The sequence below is a fragment of the Blautia sp. AF17-9LB genome (assembly GCF_003479185.1).
Classification (GTDB): Bacteria; Bacillota; Clostridia; order Lachnospirales; family Lachnospiraceae; genus Fusicatenibacter; species Fusicatenibacter saccharivorans.
On record NZ_QUGU01000041.1, the window covers coordinates 1 to 2,443 of the forward strand.

Annotated in this window: 2 protein-coding genes; both read right to left on the reverse strand. The window is 38.8% G+C overall.

Annotation, left to right across the window (positions count from 1 at the left end; translation table 11 throughout):
• Positions 1-315: 315 nt before the first annotated feature.
• Positions 316-1,815: a serine hydrolase domain-containing protein gene (locus DWX00_RS19350; RefSeq protein WP_118596025.1), complete on the reverse strand. Its 1,500-nt coding sequence runs from the start codon at positions 1,813-1,815 to the stop codon at positions 316-318.
• Between the two features lie 14 nt (positions 1,816-1,829).
• Positions 1,830-2,168 carry an MFS transporter gene (locus tag DWX00_RS19355; RefSeq protein WP_117804616.1) on the reverse strand — a complete coding sequence of 113 codons (339 nt, stop codon included), beginning with the start codon at positions 2,166-2,168 and terminating at the stop codon, positions 1,830-1,832.
• Positions 2,169-2,443 lie beyond the last annotated feature (275 nt).

Consider the following 2,443-nt stretch of genomic DNA (forward strand, 5'->3'; position numbering starts at 1 on the left):
TCTAAATAACAGGCGTATCCGCCGATATTTGGTCTGCCGCTTAAAGCGGCCGGGAGCACGTGACTTTAGTCATGTGAGGTTCACGGAAGAGATGATGATATTGACTGGTGAGGGATGGGGAAAACAGTCTTTAGGGTACTTTTTTCAGGAAGTTCACAAAATAGGTAACTGTTTCATTTGATAAATATAGTATATTCTGGAAATGTGTTCTGTGTGTGGTGAGAAAATTAAGGGTTTCTAAAAAAATAATGAACATTATATTGACAGAAATACTCCGGGGAAAAATAAAAATCCCCGGAGTATTTTTACGTGTTTCTATCTAAAAGCACCATCAAAAATCATATCAGCAAATCTTACATTCCGGTCACTCACCGCACCAGACAATTCAAACATTCCTTTAGTACCATCTGTGACAATCAAAGTCAAGGTATTTTCATGAAAATAGAATTTCCATGTTTGTGAATGCCCGGTTTCCTGCCAGCATATAGTCAAAATAAGGGTACTCTGGTCTACCCAACTGTGATGGGCGGCATATTTCCAAATACGGTTTCTCTGTTCGTCTCCAATAAGTGGGCTATTTGACGGAATTTCAATTGCATATGTGGTTTCTCCAAACAAATCAACAGTACAGGAACTGTGAATAGTCTGTATTTCATCGATTACAAACTCCATACGGCTGTTGCCAATCTCAAAGCGAAGAGTATGTTTTTCATCTGATGTACGACTGCGTAAATCAAATTCTTTTCCCTGAAGCATATGCATTAGATAAGAAGCACTCGGCGAATATACAACAGGAGTTTCCCACTGGTTCATTACGTTTTTCATGTATTGGTAACACCATGCATCACGAGGTTTCGGCTGCTCAGTTATGTTATTAAGGATATACTTTTCAATCAGAGGGAAAATTCTGCTTCCATCCGTTTCTTCAGCAGTAGTTGTAATAACCATATCCATTTTCGGAAATACCATGCAATACTGGCCAAATGCTCCATCAGCACGATAGCTCCCCGGACTGTTCTCCCAAATTTGATATCCATAGTGGCGGCCCCATCCGGCACATCCCTGCACGTTTGTGGAAATGTGGGGGTATGATGCCTCCGTAACCCATTCTTCCGTGAGAATGCGTATGCCATTGTAAACACCTTTATGTAAGTACAAAAGTCCCAGTTTTGTGAGATCACGTGGAGCAATCAAAAGCCCCCATGCTCCAGTGTTAACATCTCCATGTTTATCCCAACTGACATCTGTAATCTCCAGAGGATCAAATAGATGCGTCTGTAACCAATCTTTCAGGCACATGCCAGTCACACGGCTGATAAGTTCTGACAGCATATAAGTTCCTCCGGAATTATAGACAAAATGAGTTCCTGGCTCATATACTATTTTTCTGGTAAAAAAGATTTCCGGCCAGGGTCTTATGCCATTGCACATATCTCCCACTGTATCCACGCCATGACCCGTACTCATAGTCAAAAGATGGCAAATTTTTATGGTACGGGCTGCATCATCCATGTCCAAATCTCGACATTCCGGAAAATAATCAAGAACGAAATCATCTACCCGCAACAAACCTTCTTTTACCGCAATCCCTATAGCCGTGGATGTAAATGTTTTGCTTACGGAATATACCAATCTTTTATCAAGTGCACAAAACGGATATTTGGAAACTTCTGCTATCGCTTTATCATGGCGAACAATATGAAGAGTCCGCAATTTATAATTTATTTCATCACATTCTTTCAGAAACTGGGCAATAGCTACAGAGGAAATGCCTACATCTTCAGGAATATAAAATTTATTGAATAATTGTGTCATTAGAATTCTCTCCTTTATTGAGTATTTCTCAATTTTATAACTTCTTCATCTGCATTCATAAAGTTACTAATCAAAACTAACAAAATGCTACAGACCAAAGGAACGACTGCATATCCGCATCTTTCAGCAAACAGGGTGACAGAAGATTGTGCAATGCCATTATTTGCAGCCTGAGCGTCATATTTACCCAGAGACAAAGTGTGTGTCCGGTCAATGATAAAACCGCTTAAAAATTCTGTCACTGCGTTGATAATACGTCCGGCAGACATCATAAAAGCAATAAACGACATGGACAACAGCAGATTGTCGGTCAGATACAGTGTTAAAAAGAACCAAGAATACCACCCAGACAATTAGCTCCACAGCCAAAAAGTGCGTATCCAAACATTTGAGATTTTGCAATCTCTCAATTATTCTTATCTCTCATTGTGATAATCCTCCAAGATTATTTTAAGTTTTTTACGCGCGCTTTTACTTATCTGAAAGATATCATAGATAGTATATTGTAAGATATAGGAAAATTAACCTTTGAATTTAGTAATATTGACTAGTCATTTTTATAAAATGATATGGGCGTCAAAACACTCGTTTTATAGTAACTCATTAACTAACGTACCTTGAAAATTTC

What these genes read in the sequence shown, in the direction of transcription:
- DWX00_RS19350 (WP_118596025.1), bottom strand. Translation starts at nt 1,815, where the DNA reads ATGACACAATTATTCAATAAATTTTATATTCCTGAAGATGTAGGCATT.